The sequence below is a fragment of the Streptomyces sp. NL15-2K genome, assembly GCF_030551255.1.
GTDB lineage: Bacteria > Actinomycetota > Actinomycetes > Streptomycetales > Streptomycetaceae > Streptomyces.
This window is the reverse complement of the sequence record NZ_CP130630.1, coordinates 7,235,074-7,254,934: the sequence shown is the minus strand read 5'-3', so window position 1 is coordinate 7,254,934 and position 19,861 is coordinate 7,235,074. Positions and strand designations below refer to the sequence as shown.

The window sequence follows — 19,861 nt, the reverse complement described above, 5'->3', positions numbered from 1 at the left end:
GTCCTGGAGTTGTTCCATGACCGTTCCGAAACAGGCGACTCAGCCCGTCACGGCCTCCTCCAGCCTCGCGAGGGCCAGGTCCTCCTTACGGTCGGCCTCGTCCCGCTTCTTGTAGGCGGAGCGGACGGTGGCGGCGATGCGGTCGCGGTCAGGCTGGGTGAGAAGGGGAATGGGCAGTTCGCGGAGCAGCTTGGTGTGGTACTCCTGCTGCTTCCCCCCGACGCTCATGGATCGCAGAACGCGGAATGCGGCGTCCGAGCGGAAGAACGCGAACAGGTAAGCCCCGGGAACGTTTGCGTCCCCACTGAGGACCCGCACGAAGTCCTGGCTAAACGCGTTGTCCAGCCACGACCCCGTGACCAGGATCGACCGACCATACACCTCGTTCTCGCCCAACGTGCCATGAGCGGCGATCAAGACAGTCTCGTCCTGTTGCAGGATGTCGTCCGGCGCCTGTTCTGCGCTGATCCAGCGCCCTTCCGGCCGAACCCAGAAGGATTGACGCTGCCCGACCAGCCGAACGCCATGGGCCCGGTCCGCCTCAACACGCTTGAACCGCTTCCCGGTTCTGAGCATGCCCCCCTCACAAACCTCCCCCAACGTCACGCACTCCCGCTCCCCCAACCGCTCCAGAATCCTCTGCGCCCTGGGCTGGAAGTTCAGCGCACGCAAACTCGTCGCTGTGACCCGGCGCGGGGCGAACCCCAGATCCCGCCCGCGCTCATGCCACCGCAGATCCAAAAGCTCCTCGATCTCGGCCGTGGAAAACAGATCTCTGGTCGCCGCCTCCAGCCTCGCCTGGAACTCCGCCCTCAACTCGGCCGCGTCCTGGACGAGTTCGTGGATCTCATTCTCCACGGCGGCCCCGAAGCGAGGCACACGAATCTCACCGACATGGTTGGGCGCGATGTGCTTGACGGCCGATCCGTAGATCCCGGACCTGACCAGCACCTCGCCGAATCGGCTCGACAGGAACGCGTACAGATAACCCGGCTTGATCTTGTCCTCGTCAGGTACGACCTTGATGACATCTTCCGAGGACCAGAAGCCGGCCATGTCCGGGCGCACATACGACCGGCGCCCTGCGTTGAACCCGGAACGCGAGATCAAGCTCGTACCCGCTTGGAGCTTCAGATAGCGCATCCCCGGCAACTCAGCGTCGCTCTTCCTCAGCCGGGGCAGCGTGCTGAAGTCAGCCACCAGCATGTCCTTGCTGCCGACGAACGGAACGCTGTGCTCGGGCGCGGTGAGGTACACGCGTGCGAACTGCGGTCCGCTGAAGATGCCCCCGTGCCTCGCCGTAAGTTCCTTCAGCGCCGTGCTCTCCACGGGCAGCCGCTCCAACATCCGCTGCGTAGCGAACGCCCCCGACAGATAAGGCTTAGCAACAAGCCGCAGCCCCTGCCTGTCGAACCACCCCCGCCGCGCCGGATTCCCCGCCTCCGCGACCTTCACGCCGACTCCCCCTTCAACCAGGGAAGTTCATGCCCATGCTTCTTCAGGAACTCGTGGTACGCGTCGATCACATTGGCCCGCACCTCAACGTCCTTCTCGGGCCGGTCCCGCAGAGCGAGCAGGTCGTTGTCCAGGATCCGCTTGCGCCGCTTGATCTTCCGGGGCACGACCACGTCCCCGACCCAGATGTCGTCGTTCTCCAAGTACTCCCGCCACTCGTACTCACCGCGCGCATCACGTACGTACAGCCGGTTGCCACGCCGGTCGTGGCCGACCTTCTCGACGACGGACATGAACACGGGGTAGTCGGTGGGGCCGTACTCCCGCTCCTCTTCCTTCTCCGCCTTGGTCTTCTTCCGCAGGAAAAGCATGGTGGTGAGGATGTTGACGCCGGCGCCGAACACGAAGGGTTCCACGGGGAGTTCGACGCTGGCCATCACCCAGCACTCGTCGAGGATGTACCGCCGTACCGCCTCGTCGTCGGGGCCCGGGTTGGAGAGGATGCCGTTGGGCAGCACGATCCCGATGCGTCCGCCGGGCCTGACCCACTCCACGCACTTCTGGACGAACAGCCGCTCGGGTGGGACGGAGGAGGCGGGCTTGCCACGCTTGAGCGAGCCGTCGCCCTTCTCCTTGTCCTTGCTCCAGTCGTAGGCGATGCTCGCGTCCTTCACCCTGCTGTACTCGTCCACCCGGAACAGGTCCAGCGTCGGCCCGGTGACGGGGATGTCGGTGCCGAAGGGGGGGTTGGTGATCAAGACGTGGACCTTGCCGATACCGATGCGGTCCTCGTGCTCCTTGGCGGGCCCGAATCCAGGCTTGTCCGTGCCCGCGTAGGGGAACCGGAGCGAGTCCACCTGGAAGGTGTTGCCCTTGGCCTTGGTCATCATCATCACGCCGAAGGAGGCGGCGCGGGTGAGGAACGGGTCGAAGTCGAGGCCGAAGACCCGTTCCCTGGCGTACTTCGCGAGCTTCGGGCGGTACGCCGTCTCCAACTCGGCCTTCTCCTGCACGGACAGGCCCCGCCCGAAGTCGGGCAGCCCGTCCCGGTGAAGCACATGCAGCAAGGTCTCGCGCAGGAAACCGCCGGTGCCGCAGCACGGGTCGAGGACGGTCTCGTCGCGCTGCGGGTCGAGCAGTTCGACCATGAAGCGGGTTGCGACGTTCGGGGTGAAGTACTGGCCACGGTCGCCGCGCAGGTTCTCGCCGACGAGTTCCTGGTAGGCGGCGCCGAGAGCGTCCAGGGAGGTGCCGTGCAGGCGGTAGGTGGAGAGTTCACCGGTGATGAAGGTGAGCGCGGCGTCGTTGAGGGTGAGCCGGTCGTACTCGGTGAACTGGTTCTCGTCCGCGTGGGCCTCCTTGACCTCCTTGAAGAGGTCCCGTACCCGGTCGGCGACGGCCTTACTGCCCTCATCACTCTCGGCGAGGGCGGCGAGTTCCGTGTGGTCGATGTAGAACCGGGGGTCACGGCCCTGCTCCCGGACCAGTTCCTCGTCGTGCAGCTTGGCGAACAGGACGTAGAGGAACTGCCAGAACGCGGCGTCCTTGGGCAGGCCCTCGTTGCCGTGGATGAAGTCGTGGCAGCGGCGGAAGGCGAACTTGAGCATCGTCTCGTCGGCGCTTTTCATGATGCCGAGCGAGGAGATGTTGCCCTTGGGATCGAAGAGGCTGGCGTCGCCGCGCGGCCAGTTGGCAAGCGGCAGGTACTCGTCCTCGAAGCGGTGCCGTTTGCGGTGGATGAAGTAGAGGTCCTTGTCATCCGTCCACATGCCGTACTCGCACTGCGGCCCGGCCGCGTGCATCAGGTCGGCGACCTCGTCGACCTGCTCCTTGGCCCGCGCGAACGTACGGATCTTGGAGACGGTACGGCTGTCGTTGCGGGGCGGCTTGATGACGACGATCCGGCGGATGTCCTCCGGCCTGGGCTCCGCGTCGGGCTCGATCGAGCCGTGCTTGAAGATCACAATGCTCGCCCGCTTGCGCGACTTGCGGCCGGTCTTGCGGTTCTCCACCTGGAGCGGGAAGTCGGCCCTCATGTCGCGCGGATCGATGCCGTACTGATGGACCAGCGCGCGGGCGATGCGCTGCCGCACCTCCTCCATCGGGGTGTGCTTGACGACCTTGTCTCCGGAGATGTAGTCGAAGATCTCGTCGTCCTGGAGCTTGCGCGGCCCCGAGGTCTCCTCCTGCGCCTTCTGCGCGCGCCCCCTGCCGGACGCCTGCGACCTCGCCTTGGCCGACTGCGCCGGCCTCCGTCCGTCCTCCCCGGGAATGTCGAAGCCCAGCTGTTCCTCACCCATCGCGCCTGCGCCCACCTTGTCCCGTATTACCGCAATTCGCCCGCCTGCTGTCATCCGGCGGCACCGCCCAAGACTAGGCCAGCGCGGAACCGGTTCCTCACCGCTCCGCGCCATGCCTTCAGGCTTCGGCGTCCCTGTCCGCGTCGGGCGCTTCCTCCACGACCTTGGTCAGTGGGCGGCCGTCCGGCGTGAACCAGTACTTCGTCCCCTGGACCTGCTGGTCGTTGCCCATCGCCTCGCGGCGGATGCGGCGGACGAGCCGGGAAGGTGAGTACGCCTGGCCGTCGGCGGCCCAGACGAGAGGGGCGCTCTTGCTGTTCCGCCAATGGGCGACTCCTCGTCGCGGGTCCTCCTGGATCCAGCGGGGCAGGTTCTTGTAGTCCGCCTCGGTGTCGGGGCGGAGCTCCAGGCGGGTCCCCTCTTCGATGAGTCTCAGCTCGACGATCACGGTGACAGCACGGGCGCTACGGCTGCCGACGGCGGACTGCGCCCGGGCACCCGCCTCGGCCGGAGGCTTCGGATCCATGGCCGTCACCAGACTCGCCAACCCGGGACCGGACTCACCCGCCGGCTCACCGGCCTCCGCCGGAATCTCCTCCACGAGCGAGTCCGCTGCCAGCAGGAGCTCATACATTCTCTCCGCGATCTCCGGCACCCGCTCCGTGGACGCGACGGCCTTGGCGAGATGGGCCCTGGATCCGTACGCGGCGTAGATGACGTCGAGCAGGAGCGGCACCGACTGCCGTACCCACGACGGCACTTGGGCCAGCCGCTCCCACCACGACGGCCCGGCGTCCTCGTCGTCGAGATCTCCTGTCTCCAAGACCCGGAACAGAACGTGGGTGAGGAGGAGATCGCAGGAATCGGCCAACTGCCGCAAGCGAGTTCTCTGGTCCGGGTCGATCTCCCGCAGCTCGGCACGCACCGCGCGGAGCAGGCCGACGCAGCGCCACACGCGGTGAGCGGTCGGCAGCGGGCCGAAGATCTCCTGGTAGTTCTTCTTCTCCCACAGCCACGCCGGATCTTGTCTGGCCGCTGCCGCGCAGACCGGGTCCGGATGTACGGCAGCGAGGGCGAACGCAGCCTCCTCCATCGTGCACCCGCGGTCGGGCTTGGGCTCGTCCTCGCCCCGCTTGCGGGAGTACGTGAGATCGAGCGACAGCTGGAAGTCCTCTTGCAGGTCGACCTGCTCCTGCTCCAGCGCCCTGAAGTCCCGGGCCTCGATCGGATTCTGCGTGTTGGCCGCGATAGTGATCGCATCGCCGAAATCCTCGGGGCAGTCCTCCAGGGAGATGATCCGGATGTGCACCCGGGCCTGGGCGACCTCGTCGGGATGGGATTCCGCCACCGCACGGATCACCTCCCCGGTCTGGGCGCCGTTGATGACGCTCGCGCCCTGCAGCCTCAGCCCCACGGGCGCCCATTTGGCGGGCGGGTCCACCCCTTTGCCGCCGAGCTTGTCGCAGACCAGGGTGATGCCGCCGTTCAGATAGAGGAAGTGCTCCGGGTGCTGGATCAGGGTGTTGCGAATCCCCGAGTTCACCTCGGTGTCCTCAAGCGCGTCACGGACGTTGCGGTCGGTGAGGAAGTCGCCGTTGTCACCGGCGTACCACTCGGCCACCGTCGCGGCGGGGACGGTGCCGTAGTAGAGGTGGAAGGGCTTCGTCTGCCTGCCCGGACTGTCCAGGTCGAAGACCAGGGTGACCTTCCGCTGGGTCTTCTCCAGGGCGAAGTGGTACATGTCGAGGAGGTTGACGATCTTGACCTCGACCAGGCTCGGATCACGCGGATGCAGGGCCCGTATCTGTTTCTCCAGCCGCTTCCGGGTGTCGTTGTGGAGCTCCTTTCCGACCTCACCGTTGACGAGCGCAAGGACGAGGGTCACGCGCGGGCGTGGCGCTTTCAGAGCGCGGGTCAGTTCGTCGACATGCGGGGCCATCTTCGGCCCGAACTGCTCGAAGTCGCGGTTGAAGAGATAGCGCAGCCCGTCCACGACGGCGGCGACGTCGGAGTTGCCGAATCCCGCAGTCCCGTTGTCCTTCCATTTCGCCTGAACGACGAAGATCTCCCGGCCCCTGACGGCGACAGCGTCGAAGCCTTCGTCCCCCCTGCCGTCGGTGATCGCTCGCGCCGCGTCCTCGGCGCTCATGCCGGCCTCGTACTGCAAGGAGAGGGCCGCGACCGCGCGGCTCAGAAACATCCGTTCCTCGTTGGGATGGTCCGCCACATCCTCCGCGATATTCATTGGGCGGTACCGTTCGGTCAGCTTCATGGCCAGCCTCCGAGCCTGGACCGGGTAAGGCACGGATCCCCCTCAGTCACCGTTGGCGATCACCGCAGGTCTTGCGGATGTCGAGCGAGGCTACCTTGCGGATCCGGCACTGTTCCGTCCGTTTCCGCGGAACATGTTCTGCAGGCCGACTTCGACTTATGGATTGCTCACAAGATGCACCATGTGCAACCATGTGCGCATGGTTGAGATCGCGATCAGCGCAGCCCGCTCCCAGCTCGGCGACCTGGTCCGTCGCGCCGCCCACGGCCGCGAGACCATCGCCCTCACCGACCACGGCCACGTCGCCGCCCTCCTCATCTCACCCCAAGTCATAGAGGATCTGGAAGACGCCTTGGCTGTGGCCGAGTACGAGCTGAAGAAGGAGCGCGGCACGCTTGGCCCGGGCATCCCTCACGAGGAAGTCGGCAGGATGCTGGGGCTGCGTAAGTGACCTACGAGATCATCTGGGAACCGCAGGCCACCAACGCGGCCGCGCGGTTCCTCAAGGACGACCCGGCTGGACTGGCCGCCGTCTATGAGGCCGTCGACACCCTGGCCACCCAACCCCGTCCGCGCGACTCCATTCCCTACGGGTCGCAGAATGTACGCCGCCTGCACGTCGGCGACTACCGGGTGCTCTACATCATCGACGATGACGTAATCCGCATCATGGTCACCCACCTCGGTCGAACCGCCTGACCCGCCACCAGGCAAACAAGAGAGAGCCGCGCCTCCCCTCCACCCAGGGAAGGCGCGACTCTCCGCCGCTGCAGCCCTCAGCCCCGCGGCAGCCGCGTCACCGGGCCGACCACCGGGATCCTGCCCACCGACGGCGCCTGCGCGACCGGTCCGGTCAGCCTCTTCGTGGAGACCGGCCTGAAGTCGCCCACTGTCGTGTCGACGCTGTTGTCGAGCGGGTCGGAGCCCGTGCCCGCGAGCGGGTTGGGCTGGAACTGCGAGACCGGGCCCGTGACGTGGCCGACCAGACCGGTGGCCGACTCGGGGGCGGCCTGCGGGTGGAGTTCGCCTCGCGAGGTGGGGCGGTCGCGGTCCGCGCCGGCGCTTGTCGTGGCGTCCGCGGAGGCCGTTGCCGCGCCTGCTCCCAGGGCCATGCCGGCCGTCGCCAGGACGACGAGCGCACGCCGGGCGGTCGGGTTGCGGAGGGACGCGTGTCGGGCCATCGCTGCCACCTTTTCATGCAGAGGGTAATCAAGTCCGCACGAACAGTAGTGGAGGTGTGACGCGCGCTTCAAAGCCGAACCGCGGGGTCGTTCGTGGCCCGGTCGATGCCTCACACTGGTGTCCCGTGAGCTCCCAACCACCCATACCGACGCGAGTCGTGCTGCTCTGCGGCCCTTCCGGCTCCGGCAAGTCCCTCCTCGCGGCCCGCTCCGGCCTTCCGGTGCTGCGGCTCGACGATTTCTACAAGGAGGGCGACGACCCGACGCTGCCGCTGGTGGCGGGGAGTTCGGACATCGACTGGGACCACCCCGACTCGTGGGACGCGGACACGACGATCACCGCGATCGTGGACCTGTGCCGCACGGGCCGGACGAAGGTTCCCGTCTACGACATCTCACTGAGCGCCCGTACCGGCGAGGAGTCGGTGGAGCTGGGGCGTACCCCCGTGTTCATCGCGGAGGGCATCTTCGCCGCCGAGATCGTCACGCGCTGCCGGGAGCTGGGTGTCCTGGCCGACGCGCTGTGCCTGAGCCGCGGCCCGGTCAGGACCTTCCGCCGCCGCTTCCTCCGCGATCTGCGGGAGGGCCGCAAGTCGGTCCCCTTCCTGCTGCGACGCGGCTGGCGCCTGATGCGCGCCGAGCGCTCCATCGTGGCCCGTCAGACGGCGCTGGGGGCGTACGCCTGCGACCGGGACGAGGCGATGGGCCGCCTGGCGTCCGCGGCCGCGGGACGCAGCGCGACGGCGCGTACGGCGGCCTGACGGTCGTACGGAGGCAGGGATGACGGACGTACGCCCGCGCAGACGCACGCACGCAAAAGCGGGACCGGACGGACCCCCCGGCCCTCCAGTCCCGCTCTCTTGGTGCTCCCCCGTGCTTCCCCCGTGACCCCGTTGGTCCCCCGTGACCCCCGTCGGTCCCCCCAGTTACCGCTCCCCCAGTTACCGCTCCCCCGTACTTGCTCCCCCCCAGACCCTCAGGCGACGAGCTCCCCGAAGGCGTCTTCCTCGTCACGGCCGAAGCTGAGGACCTCGTCCTCGCGCAGCCGGCGGAGCGACCGCCAGATGCTGGACTTCACCGTGCCGACACTGATGTCGAGGATCTCCGCGATCTCCGGGTCCGTGCGGCCCTCGTAGTAGCGCAGGACCAGCATGGTGCGCTGGAGTTCCGGCAGCCGGGCCAGCGCCTGCCACAGGACCGCGCGCAGTTCGGTGCCGCGCATCGCGTCCGTGTCGGAGGGCGTCTCCGGCAGTTCCTCGGTCGGGTATTCGTTCAGCTTGCGGCGGCGCCACGCGCTGATGTGCAGGTTGGTCATGGTGCGGCGGAGGTATCCGCCGACCGCCGCCTTGTCACTGATCCGGTCCCACGCCTTGTACGTCGAGAACAGCGCGCTCTGCAGCAGGTCCTCGGCCTCGAAGCGGTCACCGGTGAGGTGGTAGGCGGTTGCGTACAGGGAGGCGCGGCGCTCCTGGACGTAGGCGGTAAACGCCGCTTCGGCATCTACCGTCTCCGACGGCGAACGACGCTCCCCCGTGACCTCCCCGTACGCGGCTCCCCCGTGAGCCCCCTTGCTTTCCCCCGTGCGGACGTCAACCACCGCCATGTAAGCGGTGTGCTGACGCCCGGTGCCGCGAGCGCACCCCCGCCCGCTCACGGCACCGGACTTCTCGGAACCCCGGTTCACGTTCGCGTTCACGTCGTGCAGACGCGTGATCACTGCGCTGGTGCTGTTGCTGTGCAGCGTGTTCATCTCGCGCCCCCCGTCGTGGACTTACCGGTGTTCGGCTTGTTGCGTCGTGCTTCCTTGCCTGTGCCGAAAAGCTTGCCCGGGCCACTTCATGGCCGTGTCCGTCGACTGTCACAGACCTGTCACAGGGAACCTCTCCGGATGTTGCTCGGGTTCGGCACAGCCCCCACACAGAACAGAGCGCCAAGGGCCCGCAGAAATACAGGTACCGGCCGGTAAGAAGACAAGTGTCGAAACCCCGGGCCCCCATGGGCCAGAATGAGCCCGTGCCTTCCCTGTTGCTGATCGAGGACGACGACGCCATCCGGACGGCCCTGGAGCTCTCTCTGACGCGCCAGGGTCACCGGGTGGCCACCGCTGCCAGCGGTGAGGACGGTCTGAAGCTGTTGCGCGAGCAGCGGCCGGATCTGATCGTGCTGGACGTGATGCTGCCCGGCATCGACGGGTTCGAGGTGTGCCGGCGCATCCGGCGCACGGACCAGCTGCCGATCATTCTGCTGACCGCGCGGAGCGATGACATCGACGTCGTGGTCGGGCTGGAGTCCGGCGCCGACGACTACGTCGTCAAGCCCGTCCAGGGGCGGGTGCTCGACGCCCGGATCCGGGCCGTGCTGCGGCGCGGCGAGCGGGAGTCGAACGACGCGGCCACGTTCGGCAGCCTGGTGATCGACCGCGCGGCCATGACCGTGACCAAGAACGGCGAGGATCTCCAGCTCACGCCGACCGAGCTCAGGCTGCTGCTGGAGCTGAGCCGGCGGCCGGGGCAGGCGCTGTCGCGGCAGCAGTTGCTGCGGCTGGTGTGGGAGCACGACTACCTCGGCGACTCGCGGCTGGTGGACGCCTGTGTGCAGCGGCTGCGCGCCAAGGTCGAGGACGTGCCGTCGTCCCCGACGCTGATCCGTACCGTGCGTGGCGTGGGCTATCGGCTGGACAGTCCTCAGTGACCGAAGCTCAAGGGGGGTTCCGCGGCTGGACCGCGGCTCGTAAGGGAAGCTGGTCACGGCTGCGCTTCACCAGCCTGCGCCTGCGCCTGGTCGTCGTCTTCGGCCTGGTGGCGCTGACCGCCGCCGTGTCCGCGTCCGGGATCGCCTACTGGCTCAACCGCGAGGCCGTGCTCACCCGTACCCAGGACGCCGTGCTGCGCGACTTCGAGCAGGAGATGCAGAACCGCGCGGGCGCGCTGCCGCAGAGCCCGTCGCAGGACGAGTTGCAGCACACCGCCGGCCAGATGGCCAACAGCAGCCAGCGCTTCAGCGTGCTGCTCGTCGCCGAGGACGCGAGCGGCAAGACGGTGTACGGCAACTCCGGCGCGCTGGACGGTTTCTCGCTGCAGGACGTGCCGGCGTCGCTGCGCGAGGCGGTGAACGAGGAACAGACGGTCAACTCGACCAACAAGTACGCGTACCACCTGTACTGGCAGCGGGTCGTCAACCACGGCACCCCGTATCTGGTGGCCGGCACGAAGGTGATCGGCGGGGGGCCGACCGGCTACATGCTGAAGTCGCTGGAGCCGGAGGCGAAGGACCTCAACTCGCTGGCCTGGTCGCTCGGCATCGCCACCGGCCTCGCGCTGATCGGCTCCGCGCTGCTCGCGCAGGCCGCCGCGACGACCGTACTGAAGCCGGTGCACCGGCTGGGTGTGGCCGCCCGCCGGCTCGGCGAGGGCAAGCTGGACACCCGGCTGCGCGTGTCCGGCACCGACGAACTCGCCGATCTCTCCCGGACGTTCAACAACGCGGCCGAGGCGCTGGAGAAGCGGGTCGCCGACATGGCCGCACGGGACGATGCGTCCCGGCGCTTCGTGGCTGACATGAGCCATGAACTGCGTACGCCGCTCACCGCCATCACCGCCGTCACGGAGGTGCTGGAGGAGGAGCTGGAGGCGGAGACCGGGTCCATGGACCCCATGATCGAGCCCGCCGTACGGCTCGTCGTCAGCGAGACCCGACGGCTCAACGACCTCGTCGAGAACCTCATGGAGGTCACCCGCTTCGACGCGGGCACCGCGCGGCTCGTCCTGGACGATGTCGACGTCGCCGACCAGATCACCGCGTGCATCGACGCGCGGGCCTGGCTGGACGCGGTGGAGCTGGAGACCGAGCGCGGCATCCACGCCCGCCTCGACCCGCGCCGGCTGGACGTGATCATGGCGAACCTGATCGGCAACGCCCTCAAACACGGCGGCTCCCCGGTGCGGGTCGCCGTACGCGAATCGGAACGAGAAGGCGCGGAGGTCGTCATCCAGGTGCGCGACCACGGGCCCGGCATCCCCGAGGACGTCCTGCCGCACGTCTTCGACCGGTTCTACAAGGCCAGCGCCTCCCGGCCGCGCTCCGAGGGCAGCGGCCTGGGCCTGTCCATCGCCCTGGAGAACGCGCACATCCACGGCGGCGAGATAACCGCCGCCAACTCCCCCGAGGGCGGCGCGGTGTTCACATTGCGGCTGCCGCGGGACGCCTCGGCACTGATGGAGGAGACCGAGGAAGGCGACAAGGGCAAGGGGGACACCTGATGAACGTACGACGGAACGTACGACACCTGCTCGCGCTCCCCGTGCTCGCCGGGCTCCTCGCGGGATGCGGCATCCGGGCCACGGAGGTGCCGACGGACTTCGGTCCCGCGCCCTCCCGGGTGCGCTGCTCCCTGACCGAGCCGGACATCTCGACGCAGGCCTCGCGCGGGCTGCCGGTGCAGGTGTTCCTGCTGTGCGGCTCGTCGCTGGTGGCCGTCGACCGGACCGTGCGCGTCCCGGACGGTACGGCGGACTCCCAGCGGCGGGTGCTGGTGGCGCAGGGCCTGCTCGACGAGCTCGCCGAGACGCCTTCGTCCGCGGAGAAGGAGGCCGGGTACAGCACCGACGTGCGCGGCGGCATGACGGTGAGCGGGCCGCGCCTCGGGGACCCCGAGGACACACTGCGCCTGAGCACCGCGCCCGGCGACCTCACCTCCTACGCCCTCGCCCAGCTGGTCTGCACGTTCTCCGACTCGGCGGCCGCCGAGGGCGACGGCTCGGTGATCCTCGGCGGGCCTGACGGCGAGCCGCCGCGCCGCTACGAGTGCACGGACGAGGTCCGCTCCCGGCCGGGCAGCAAGGAGCCGCCGTCGGGCGAGGTCGCGGGGCCCTGACGTACGAGGACGCACGAGCCTGAAAAGGGGCGTGTGGCGCAAGCCTCATGCCGTGCTCCTGGGCATCCCGGAACCGACCGTGCCGGAGGCCGCGTCTAGGGGATCGTGCAGCGTCAAGGCTCCATCGGCGGCAGCGCCGCGATTCGCATCCGTGTGACAGGAGGTGCCCTCCTCGTCGCGCACCTGGCGTTCGTCGCCTGGTTCACGCTGCGTCCGCTGGACGTCCCTTGGGTGATGCCGCCCAACCTGCATCCGCTGGCCGGCATCCGGTCCGATCTCGCGCTGGGCTGGCAGGAAGGCGCCCGGCGCATCGTCGAAGGGCTCGGGCTGCTCGCCCCACTGGGCGTCCTGCTGCCCATGGTCCACGGCAGGCTCGCGGTCTCCCCGCTCGCCTCTTTCCTGCGCACGACCGCCGCCGGCGCCCTCATCTCGCTGGGCATCGAGCTGCTCCAGACGGCGGTGCCCGGGCAGGTCGTCGACATCGACTCGCTCCTGCTGAACACGGCGGGCGTGGGCCTGGCCCACGCCGCGTTCGTGCCGGCGGCCCGTGCCTGGCTCCGCCGCAGGAAGGAGCGCGCCCGGCGCGGTTCCCTCCACCAGGAGGAAGCACTTCAGGGTCGGACCCCGACGATTCCCAGGGTCGGGATCGCCCCATAGAGCGACGCTACGTCCGTTTCGGGTCCGTAGTGTTGTCGGTAGATGGGCAGCCAACCGGTCCATGCGAAGACGCGAAGACGCGCAGACGAAGGAGCCGATATGAACCGCCTCGCCCGCCCCACCAACGGCCGCATGATCGGCGGAGTGTGCGCCGCGCTGGCGCAGCGCTTCGGCACCTCCGCGACGACCATGCGCGTGATCTTCCTGGTCTCCTGCCTGCTGCCGGGCCCGCAGTTCCTGCTGTACATCGCGCTGTGGATCCTGTTCCCCTCGGAGGGGAAGGCGGCCCGCACGGCCTGGTGACCGCCCGGACAGCCGTACGCCGGTGGGGCGCACCCCGTGTCCGAGGGTGCGCCCCACCGGCGCGTACGGAGGCGACGCCGATCAGACGAGCGGAACGCCGTTCAGGGGCAGACCCTGTGTGGGCAGACCCTGCGCCGGCAGGCCCTGCGTGGGCAGGCCCTGCGTGGGCAGGCCCTTCACCGGCAGACCGCCGAGCAGACCGGCGACCGGCGCGGTCGGACCGCCGGTGCCCTTCTGGGCGGCCGGCTGCACGGCGTTCCGACCCCCGGCGAGCGCCGGCTGCGCCTGGGACAGCACCTCTCCGGCACCCGGCAGCGCCTTGCCGACGTTCCCCGCGGGCAGCGCCTTGCCGACGTTCCCCGCGGGCAGCGTCTTGCCGACGTTCTTCGTCGGCAGCGTCTTGCCGAGATTCCCCGCAGGCAGCGTCTTGCCGAGGTTCCCCGCGGGCAGCGTCTTGCCGACGTTCTTCGCCGGGAGCGTCTTGCCGACGTTCTCCGTCGGGAGCGTCTTGGTAATGCCGTTCAGCGCCTGGGTGGCGTCCGGCACGGCCGGCGCGGCGTTCGCGGCACCCGCACCGGCGGCGGCGAAGGCGGCACCGAGGGCGGCGACACCGAGGGTCTTGGCAGCAGACTGCTTCATGAAATGCGTCCTCGAAATGGAGTCACGGGGATATGAGCGGCCCACGACCGTAAACATGCCCAGCCACACACCGCAAACATCGAAATGCGGATGGATTGTGAACGCCCGCCCGTACGCCGCGCCCCGGTCTCCCCTCGATCAGCCCTCCGCGCCCACAGAGCCGCTGGTGGAAGCGGTCTGCTGGAACAGCCATGCGGACTTCAGCTCGGCATACCCAGGCTTGATGACGTCATTGATCATGGCGAGTCTTTCATCGAAAGGAATGAATGCGGATTTCATCGCATTGACGGAGAACCACTGCATGTCATCGAGCGTGTAACCGAATGCTTCGACAAGGTGCTCGAATTCCCGGCTCATGCTGGTCCCCGACATGAGCCTGTTGTCCGTGTTCACGGTCGTGCGGAAATGCAGTCGGCGCAGCAGCCCGATCGGGTGCTCGGCGTAGGAGTCGGCGGCTCCCGTCTGGAGGTTGGAGCTGGGGCACATCTCCAGCGGGATCCGCTTGTCCCGCACGTACGAGGCGAGCCGTCCTAGCTTGACCGAGCCGTCCTCGTGGACCTGGATGTCGTCGATGATGCGCACGCCGTGGCCGAGCCGGTCGGCGCCGCACCACTGCAGGGCCTGCCAGATGGACGGCAGCCCGAAGGCCTCGCCGGCGTGGATGGTGAAGTGGTTGTTCTCGCGCTTGAGGTACTCGAAGGCGTCGAGGTGCCGGGTGGGCGGGTAGCCCGCCTCCGCGCCCGCGATGTCGAAGCCGACGACACCCAAGTCGCGGTAGCGGTTGGCGAGTTCGGCGATCTCCAGGGCGCGGGCGGCGTGCCGCATGGCGGTGAGCAGGGCGCCGACGCGGATCCGGTGACCGTTCGCCCTGGCCCGGCGCTCCCCCTCCCGGAAGCCCTCGTTGACGGCCTCGACGACCTCTTCGAGGCTGAGCCCGCCGTTCAGGTGCTGCTCGGGGGCGTACCGCACCTCGGCGTATACGACTCCGTCCTCGGCGAGGTCCTCGGCGCACTCGGCGGCGACGCGGACGAGGGCGTCGCGGGTCTGCATGACGCCGACGGTGTGCGAGAAGGTCTCCAAGTACCGTTCCAGAGAACCGGAGTCGGCGGCCTCGCGGAACCAGACGCCGAGCTTGTCGGGGTCGGTCTCGGGCAGGTGGGCATACCCCGTCTCCCGGGCGAGGTCGACGATCGTGCCGGGGCGCAGCCCGCCGTCGAGGTGGTCGTGGAGCAGAACCTTGGGTGCCTGGCGGATCTGGTCCGAGCTCGGGGTGGTTCCCATCGGGGCAGTCTGGCTCGTCATCTCCGCACTCTACCTCCTACGCGCGTAGATCGCTCGGTGTACGAATCCGCCGATACGTAACGGTGACCGCACGGACTAGTGGCGTACACCATCTCTTCTGACACTGTTCTGTCATGGCACAGCAAGCGACGCCGGTTCGCACGGCCCGGCTGGGGCGGGCGCTCGGTCCGGAGCCGACGGCGGTGAGCGGGGTGGTTCTGCTGCTCCCCGGCGGCGACGAGGTCTCCCACCGCAGACCGTCCTCCATCCTGGCGACGGCCTCCGTACGGACGCTGGGCCGCCGGCTCGTCCGCGCGGGCCGCGAGGAGGGGCTCGCCGCGCACGTCGTCCACTACCGCTATCGCGGCTGGAACGGCAGCGAGGCCCATCTGGCCCAGGACGCGTCCTGGGCCGTCGAGGAGGCCGTACGGCGCTACGGCGACGTCCCCGTCTGCCTCGCCGGCGTCGACATGGGCGGCCGCGCGGCACTGCACGCGGGCGGACACGAGGCCGTCAACTCCGTGGTCGCGATGGCCCCTTGGCTGCCCGAGGAGGACGTGGCCGCACCGCCCGAACCGGTGAAGCAGCTCGTGGGGCGCCGGGTGCTGGTCGTGCACGGCACGAATGACGAGCGTACGGATCCGGAGTTGTCGTTCCGGCTGGCGGCCCGGGTGAAGAAGGCGAACCGGGAGGTGTGCCGGTTCGAGGTGCACTCCGATGGGCACGGGTTGCATCAGCATCGGGATGAAGTGCATGCGTTGGCTGAGGACTTTGTGATGGGGGCGTTGTTCGGGCGGGCGTTTTCTCGGCCTGTTCGGGATGCGTTGGCGGCTCCGCCTCCTTTGGGGTTGCGGATGCCGCTTGCCTCCGGCTTCGGGCGGTCCCTTCGCCGTTGATCCCTCGGTTCGGTAGGGTGTGCGGGTTTGTGGGGGGCTGGTCGCGCCCACGCGGCGGAGCCGCATATTCAACACAGCCCCGCGCCCCTAGGTGGGCAGCAAATTCCCTCTTCTCGAAAGCAGGAACTTCTTGAAGGCTGCCACCGGCGGGGTGTCCGGGTGGCCGTCCAGCCAGGCCACGCCGATTTCTCTCGCCGCCCTTGGGGCCGTGACCGTCAGTTCCACCACCCCCGGGCGTGGGACTGCCGGCGGGGGCAGGAGCGCGACGCCCAGGCCCGCTGCCACCAAGCCCCTCAAGGTCTCCGCCTCCTCTCCCTCGAAGGCGACGCGGGGGCGGAAGCCCGCCTCCTGGCACAGGTCGTCCGTGATGCGGCGCAGACCGTAGCCGGGTTCCAGGGTGACGAAGGTTTCGTCGGCGGCCTCGGCCAGGCGGACGCGTCTGCGGGGGGCGAGGCGGTGGTCGGCCGGGACGACGAGGCGGAGTTTCTGTTCGTCGAGGCGGCGGGCCACGAGGTCGGGGGCGTCGGGGACGGGGGAGGTCAGGCAGAGGTCCAGTTCGCCCGCTCGCAGGCGTTCGATCATCGCCTCGCCGTAGTTCTGGACGAGGCTGAAGCGGACGCGCGGGTGGTCGGCGCGGAAGGCCTGGATGAGGCCTGGCACGGTTTCGGCGCCCATGGTGTGCAGGAATCCGAAGGCGACCTTGCCGGCGGTGGGGTCGGCGTCGGCGCGGACCTCCTCGGCGGCGCGCTCGATCTCGGCGAGGGCGCGTTCGACGGAGCCGAGGAAGGTGCGGCCGGCGGGGGTCAGGGAGACCGTGCGGCCGCGGCGGGCGAACAGGTCGACGCCCAGGTCCTGTTCCAGGCGGACCATCGCGCGGGAGAGGGTGGACTGCGGGACCTGCATCTCCTGGGCGGCGCGGGTGACGTGTTCGGTGCGGGCCACGCCGGCGAAGTAGGCGAGGCGGGGGGCGAGGAGCCTCGACATGTCCGCTGTCCCGGTCATGTCTTCTGTGTCACCGGATGGTGACAGGTGAGCCTGTGAGCTGCGTTGATGCACCATGGGAACGATTATGGCGTTTCCGTGCATTGGACGGATCAGTGGGGGCGTACGTAGCTTCGAAGCATGTCTCCCGCCAGTACCGGGGCGTCCACCATCGTGGGCGCCGCATCCCCTGCACCTGTCGTCGACTCCCGTATGGCCCCGGGCGGCCCCGGCTACCGCCGGATGAGCTTCGCCCTCTTCCTCGCGGGTGTCGCGACCTTCGCCCTCCTGTACTCCACACAGGCGCTCCTGCCGCTGATCTCGGGCGAGTTCGGGGTGGCGGCGAGCGAGGCGAGCTGGACGGTGGCGGCCGCGACCGGTGGGCTGGCGCTGTTCGTCCTGCCGATGAGCGCCCTGTCGGAACGCTTCGGCCGTCGTACGGTGATGACGGCCTCGCTGGCGGTCGCGGTGACCGTGGGTCTCCTGGTCCCCTTCGCCCCCTCGCTGACCGCGCTGGTCGCGCTGCGGGCGGTGCAGGGCGCGGCGCTGGCCGGTCTGCCGGCCTCGGCGACGGCGTATCTCGCGGAGGAGGTCCGGCCGAAGGCGCTGGTCACCGCGATCGGACTGTTCGTCGCGGGCAACAGTGTCGGTGGGATGAGTGGCCGGGTCATCACCGGGTGGGTCGCGCAGGAGTGGGGCTGGCGGGTGGCCGTCGGCGTGATCGGCGCGATCGCGGTGGCGTGTGCGGTGGCGTTCCGGGCGTTGTTGCCGGCGCCGAAGCACTTCGTGGCGGGGTCGCTGCGGCCGCGGGTTCTGGCGCGTACGGTCCGTGACCACCTGTCCGACCCGCTGTTGCGCCGGTTGTACGCGATCGGGGCGCTGTTCATGACGGTGTTCGGCGGCGTGTACACGGTCATCGGGTACCGGCTGTCGGAGGCTCCCTTCGGGCTGCCTCAGGGCATCGTCGGCTCGATCTTCCTGATCTACCTGGTCGGTACCGTGTCGGCGTCGACGGCGGGGCGGCTGGTGGGCCGGCTGGGTCGGCGGGGTGCGCTGTACGCGGCGGGCGGCACGACGGCCTCGGGGCTGCTGCTGTCGCTGGCCGGGTCGCTGCCGCTGGTGCTGCTGGGGCTGGTGCTGATCACCGGGGGTTTCTTCGCGGGGCACGCGGTCGCGTCGTCGGCGGTCAGCAAGACGGCGACACGGGGGCGGGCGCAGGCGTCGGCGCTGTATCAGTCGGCGTACTACGTCGGCTCCAGCGCGGGGAGCATGGTGGGGGCGGTGGCGTTTCATGCGGGCGGCTGGGCCGGGACGGTGGGGGTCGGTCTGCTGGCGGTGGTGGGCGTGGTGACGATCACGGTGCTCGGGACGCGTGCGGCGCGGGTCGCTGCGCGGCGGGGGCCGGTGCCGGTGGCGGTGCGCTGAGGAAGGGTGTCGCCCCCACCAGGGGGCTCCGCCCCCTGGACCCCCGGGCCTATGCCCACCCACCACCCGACTCGGCACCTCGAAAGGTGCACCACCGCGAGAGCGGAGCCGCCTAATGGGAGCTGTCGGGTCGTAGAGACTCGGTGCCGTAGCCGCCAGCAGGTGAGCACTCACGCCGCCGGAAGTATCCGACTTCTGAGGTCAGACCGTGCCCCTGCTGGTCGGCCGGGAGGCCAGACCGTTGATGGGGTGGCGTGCCCGCCGGGCAGTGGGGCGTGAGCACTGGATCCATTAGGCCGCGTGCCGCGCCTTCCGCAGGCTGCACGAGCGAAGTACCAGACCGGGAGGGCGAGTTGCTGCTGATCGGCGATGACTGGGCCGAAGACCACCACGACGTCGAGGTCCAGGACGAGGCGGGCCGGAAACTCGCTGCGGCGAGGCTGCCCGAGGGTGTGGAGGGGATCACGAAGCTGCACGAGCTCATCGCGAGGCACGGCGGCGAGGACCTGGATTCGGCCGGGGTGGTGGTCGGGATCGAGACCGACCGCGGCTCGTGGGTGCAAGCCCTGATCGCCTGCGGCTACCAGGTCTACGCCATCAACCCCCGGCAGGCTGCCCGGTTCAAGGAGCGGTACGCCTCCTCCGGTGCCAAGAGTGACAAGGGCGACGCGCACGCGCTGGCCGACATGGTCCGTATCGACCGGGCCCAGCTGCGGCCGGTGGCGGGAGACAGCGAGCAAGCTCAGGCCGTCAAGGTTGTCGCCCGTGCCCACCAGACACTGATCTGGGAACGCACCCGCACCTTCCAGCGGCTGCGCAGTACGCTGCGCGAGTACTTCCCCGCCGCCCTGAACGCCTACGCGGGTCTCACGCTGACCAGCACGGACGCGCTGGAACTGCTGATCAAGGCGCCCACCCCGCAGGCCGGGGCGAAGCTGACCCGCGCCCAGATCACCGCCGTCCTGGCCCGTGCCCGCCGGCACAACCGTGACGCGAAGGCAGCCACGATCGTCACCGCGCTGCGCGAACGGCAGCTGGGCCTGCCCGAGCCGGTCACCGCCGCCTACGCGGCCACCGCCACCGCCCACGCGAAGCTGCTGATCGCCCTCAACGAGCAGATAACCGACCTGGAAAAGCAGGTGAAGGCCCATTTTCTGAAGCACCCGGACGCTGAGATCTACCTCTCGATGCCCGGCATCGCGGAGATCACCGGCGCCCGGGTGCTCGCCGAGTTCGGAGACGACCCCACCCGCTACGCGTCCGCGAAGGCCCGCAAGAACTACGCCGGCACCAGCCCGATCACCCGGGCCTCCGGCAAGAGCCACACCGTCCAGGCCCGCTACGTCCGCAACAACCGCCTCGCCGACGCGCTGCAGACCCAGGCGTTCTCCGCCCTGCGGGCATCACCCGGCGCCCGTCGCTACTACGATAAACAACGCGCCCGCGAAGCCGGCTACAACCCCGCCCTGCGGCAGCTCGGCAACCGCCTCGTCGGCATCCTCCACGGATGCCTCAAGACCCGAACCCTCTACGACGAAGCGACCGCCTGGTCACACCACGCCCACACCCCTGCCACTTGACCCCCAACGACATGGGGT

At 69.2% G+C, this 19,861-nt stretch carries 19 protein-coding genes; 11 read left to right on the top strand and 8 right to left on the bottom strand.

Annotated features, from left to right (window positions below; all coding sequences use genetic code 11):
* Positions 1 to 39: 39 nt before the first annotated feature.
* From Q4V64_RS32845 to Q4V64_RS32835, 3 genes are all read right to left on the bottom strand, one after another.
* Positions 40 to 1,455 carry a hypothetical protein gene (locus tag Q4V64_RS32845; protein WP_303713347.1) on the bottom strand — a complete coding sequence of 472 codons (1,416 nt, stop codon included), beginning with the start codon at positions 1,453 to 1,455 and terminating at the stop codon, positions 40 to 42.
* Positions 1,452 to 3,755, bottom strand: a complete 2,304-nt coding sequence (locus Q4V64_RS32840) for an N-6 DNA methylase (protein WP_124439618.1) — start codon at positions 3,753 to 3,755, stop codon at positions 1,452 to 1,454. Before Q4V64_RS32840 ends, Q4V64_RS32845 begins: the two co-directional genes overlap by 4 nt.
* A 118-nt stretch (positions 3,756 to 3,873) precedes the next feature.
* Positions 3,874 to 6,027 carry an AIPR family protein gene (locus Q4V64_RS32835; RefSeq protein WP_124439619.1) on the bottom strand — a complete coding sequence of 718 codons (2,154 nt, stop codon included), beginning with the start codon at positions 6,025 to 6,027 and terminating at the stop codon, positions 3,874 to 3,876.
* 199 nt (positions 6,028 to 6,226) lie between these two features.
* Between Q4V64_RS32835 and Q4V64_RS32830 the strand changes: the two genes are divergently transcribed.
* Both Q4V64_RS32830 and Q4V64_RS32825 read left to right on the top strand, forming a co-directional pair.
* A complete protein-coding gene (locus Q4V64_RS32830) occupies positions 6,227 to 6,478 on the top strand; it encodes a type II toxin-antitoxin system Phd/YefM family antitoxin (protein WP_124439620.1) in 252 nt (83 codons plus the stop codon).
* A complete protein-coding gene (locus tag Q4V64_RS32825) occupies positions 6,475 to 6,726 on the top strand; it encodes a type II toxin-antitoxin system RelE/ParE family toxin (RefSeq protein WP_124439621.1) in 252 nt (83 codons plus the stop codon). The genes Q4V64_RS32830 and Q4V64_RS32825 overlap by 4 nt, the downstream gene beginning before the upstream one ends.
* 77 nt (positions 6,727 to 6,803) lie before the next feature.
* Here Q4V64_RS32825 and Q4V64_RS32820 read toward each other — a convergent pair whose 3' ends face one another.
* A complete protein-coding gene (locus Q4V64_RS32820) occupies positions 6,804 to 7,208 on the bottom strand; it encodes a hypothetical protein (RefSeq protein WP_124439622.1) in 405 nt (134 codons plus the stop codon).
* Between the two features lie 125 nt (positions 7,209 to 7,333).
* Between Q4V64_RS32820 and Q4V64_RS32815 the strand changes: the two genes are divergently transcribed.
* The gene (locus tag Q4V64_RS32815; RefSeq protein ID WP_253266903.1) at positions 7,334 to 7,969 is read left to right on the top strand and encodes a uridine kinase; all 636 of its coding nucleotides are present in this window, start codon (positions 7,334 to 7,336) and stop codon (positions 7,967 to 7,969) included.
* A 215-nt stretch (positions 7,970 to 8,184) separates the two neighbouring features.
* Here the strand turns inward: Q4V64_RS32815 and Q4V64_RS32810 are convergent, their stop codons facing one another.
* The gene (locus tag Q4V64_RS32810) at positions 8,185 to 8,958 is read right to left on the bottom strand and encodes a SigE family RNA polymerase sigma factor (protein WP_124439624.1); all 774 of its coding nucleotides are present in this window, start codon (positions 8,956 to 8,958) and stop codon (positions 8,185 to 8,187) included.
* Between the two features lie 263 nt (positions 8,959 to 9,221).
* Here Q4V64_RS32810 and afsQ1 point away from each other — a divergent pair, with 263 nt between their 5' ends.
* The 5 genes from afsQ1 (at position 9,222) to Q4V64_RS32785 (ending at position 13,041) form a co-directional block, all read left to right on the top strand.
* On the top strand, positions 9,222 to 9,899 hold the full coding sequence (gene afsQ1 / locus Q4V64_RS32805; RefSeq protein WP_172629156.1) for a two-component system response regulator AfsQ1: 678 nt from the start codon (positions 9,222 to 9,224) through the stop codon (positions 9,897 to 9,899).
* The gene (locus Q4V64_RS32800) at positions 9,896 to 11,467 is read left to right on the top strand and encodes a HAMP domain-containing sensor histidine kinase (protein WP_124439626.1); all 1,572 of its coding nucleotides are present in this window, start codon (positions 9,896 to 9,898) and stop codon (positions 11,465 to 11,467) included. The genes afsQ1 and Q4V64_RS32800 overlap by 4 nt, the downstream gene beginning before the upstream one ends.
* Positions 11,467 to 12,081: a hypothetical protein gene (locus Q4V64_RS32795; RefSeq protein WP_124439627.1), complete on the top strand. Its 615-nt coding sequence runs from the start codon at positions 11,467 to 11,469 to the stop codon at positions 12,079 to 12,081. Before Q4V64_RS32800 ends, Q4V64_RS32795 begins: the two co-directional genes overlap by 1 nt.
* Before the next feature lie 105 nt (positions 12,082 to 12,186).
* The gene (locus tag Q4V64_RS32790) at positions 12,187 to 12,738 is read left to right on the top strand and encodes a VanZ family protein (protein WP_124439628.1); all 552 of its coding nucleotides are present in this window, start codon (positions 12,187 to 12,189) and stop codon (positions 12,736 to 12,738) included.
* 99 nt (positions 12,739 to 12,837) lie between these two features.
* Positions 12,838 to 13,041, top strand: a complete 204-nt coding sequence (locus Q4V64_RS32785) for a PspC domain-containing protein (RefSeq protein WP_124439629.1) — start codon at positions 12,838 to 12,840, stop codon at positions 13,039 to 13,041.
* Between the two features lie 81 nt (positions 13,042 to 13,122).
* Here Q4V64_RS32785 and Q4V64_RS32780 read toward each other — a convergent pair whose 3' ends face one another.
* Both Q4V64_RS32780 and Q4V64_RS32775 read right to left on the bottom strand, forming a co-directional pair.
* Positions 13,123 to 13,680 (bottom strand): hypothetical protein, encoded by a 558-nt coding sequence (locus Q4V64_RS32780; RefSeq protein WP_253266904.1) that lies wholly within the window; start codon positions 13,678 to 13,680, stop codon positions 13,123 to 13,125.
* Between the two features lie 138 nt (positions 13,681 to 13,818).
* Entirely contained in the window at positions 13,819 to 14,982 is a 1,164-nt protein-coding gene (locus tag Q4V64_RS32775) for an adenosine deaminase (protein WP_124439630.1), read from the bottom strand.
* A gap of 113 nt (positions 14,983 to 15,095) precedes the next feature.
* Here Q4V64_RS32775 and Q4V64_RS32770 point away from each other — a divergent pair, with 113 nt between their 5' ends.
* A complete protein-coding gene (locus Q4V64_RS32770) occupies positions 15,096 to 15,857 on the top strand; it encodes a prolyl oligopeptidase family serine peptidase (RefSeq protein ID WP_124439631.1) in 762 nt (253 codons plus the stop codon).
* Positions 15,858 to 15,944: 87 nt separating this feature from the next.
* On the opposite strand, the gene Q4V64_RS32765 is transcribed toward Q4V64_RS32770, so the two are convergent.
* Positions 15,945 to 16,916, bottom strand: coding sequence for a LysR family transcriptional regulator (locus tag Q4V64_RS32765; protein ID WP_172629157.1), 972 nt, complete (start codon positions 16,914 to 16,916; stop codon positions 15,945 to 15,947).
* A 63-nt stretch (positions 16,917 to 16,979) separates the two neighbouring features.
* On the opposite strand from Q4V64_RS32765, the gene Q4V64_RS32760 reads away from it, so the two are divergent.
* On the top strand, positions 16,980 to 18,263 hold the full coding sequence (locus Q4V64_RS32760; RefSeq protein WP_124439632.1) for an MFS transporter: 1,284 nt from the start codon (positions 16,980 to 16,982) through the stop codon (positions 18,261 to 18,263).
* Positions 18,264 to 18,616: 353 nt separating this feature from the next.
* Positions 18,617 to 19,843: an IS110 family transposase gene (locus Q4V64_RS32755; RefSeq protein ID WP_303713336.1), complete on the top strand. Its 1,227-nt coding sequence runs from the start codon at positions 18,617 to 18,619 to the stop codon at positions 19,841 to 19,843.
* Positions 19,844 to 19,861: the final 18 nt, after the last annotated feature.